Source organism: Sphingomonas ginsenosidimutans (assembly GCF_002374835.1).
GTDB lineage: Bacteria > Pseudomonadota > Alphaproteobacteria > Sphingomonadales > Sphingomonadaceae > Sphingomonas > Sphingomonas ginsenosidimutans.
Window position 1 is genome coordinate 1 of the sequence record NZ_NWVD01000045.1, and the last position, 1,299, is coordinate 1,299.

Consider the following 1,299-nt stretch of genomic DNA (forward strand, 5'->3'; position numbering starts at 1 on the left):
GGGACTGTCAGGAATTTTGTGCGGGAGGCCATAGGATGGAATGGAAGGGACCATCGATATGGCAATCGACAAGGACGTTTTGGACCAGCTTCTGGCTGGTCGTGACCCGCAGGAGCTGTTTGCAAAGGACGGTCTGCTCGACGAGCTGAAGAAGGCGTTGTCGGAGCGGATGCTGTCGGCTGAGCTCGACGATCATCTGGAAAGCGAAGGCGCCGCAGGCACCATCAACCGGCGCAACGGGTCATCGAGGAAGACGATGCTGACGGGCACATCGAAGGTGACGCTGGACGTGCCACGCGACCGGGCGGGGACGTTCGACCCGAAGCTCATCGCCAAATACCAGCGCCGTTTCCCCGACTTCGACGACAAGATCGTCTCGATGTACGCGCGCGGGATGACGGTGCGCGAAATCCGCGGGCACCTCGAGGAGCTGTACGGGATCGACGTCTCGCCGGACCTGATCTCGACCGTCACCGATGCGGTGCTGGAGACGGTTGCCGAATGGCAGGGTCGGCCGCTCGACGCCTGCTATCCGCTGGTGTTTTTCGACGCGATCCGGGTGAAGATCCGCGACGAAGGGTTCGTCCGCAACAAGGCGGTCTACATCGCGCTGGGCATTCAGCCGGACGGGACCAAGGAGGTGCTCGGCATCTGGATCGAGCAGACCGAGGGGGCCAAATTCTGGCTGCGCGTCATGAACGAGCTCAGGAACCGCGGCGTCGCCGACATCCTGATCGCCGTCGTCGACGGCCTGAAGGGGTTCCCGGAGGCGATCAACGCTGTCTTCCCCGAGGCCATCGTCCAGACCTGCATCGTCCATCTGATCCGCAACAGCATGAGCTTTGCGTCCTGGAAGGAGCGCAAGTTCATCGCCCAGGCGTTGCGCGGCGTCTACCGTGCCGAGACGCCCGAGGCCGGCATGGCTGCGCTGGAGGCGTTCGAGGCAGGCCCCTGGGGCCAGAAACACCCGGCCATCGCCATAAGCTGGCGGCGACACTGGGACCAGGTGATCCCGTTCTTCGCCTTTCCCGAGGGCGTCCGCCGGATCATCTACACTACGAACGCCATCGAGGCCCTGAATTCGAAGGTTCGCCGTGCCGTCCGTACCCGCGGCCATTTCCCCGGTGACGATGCCGCGATGAAGCTGTTATATCTCGTGCTCAATCACGCGGCGGACGAATGGAAGCGCCCACCGCGCGAATGGGGTGAGGCCAAAAGTCAGTTCGCCGTAATCTTCGGTGAGCGCTTCGTCATCTAATGACGGTAACCGGCCTCCCGCACAAAATTCCTGACAGTCCC

1 protein-coding gene is annotated in these 1,299 nt (G+C 62.7%); it reads left to right on the top strand.

Going from position 1 to position 1,299, the window contains the following annotated elements:
* The first annotated feature begins 58 nt into the window (after positions 1 to 58).
* The gene (locus COA17_RS18585; protein WP_062127390.1) at positions 59 to 1,258 is read left to right on the top strand and encodes an IS256 family transposase; all 1,200 of its coding nucleotides are present in this window, start codon (positions 59 to 61) and stop codon (positions 1,256 to 1,258) included.
* Positions 1,259 to 1,299: the final 41 nt, after the last annotated feature.

Coding starts and splice junctions, on each gene's coding strand:
- COA17_RS18585 (WP_062127390.1), top strand. CDS start 59: ATGGCAATCGACAAGGACGTTTTGGACCAGCTTCTGGCTGGTCGTGAC.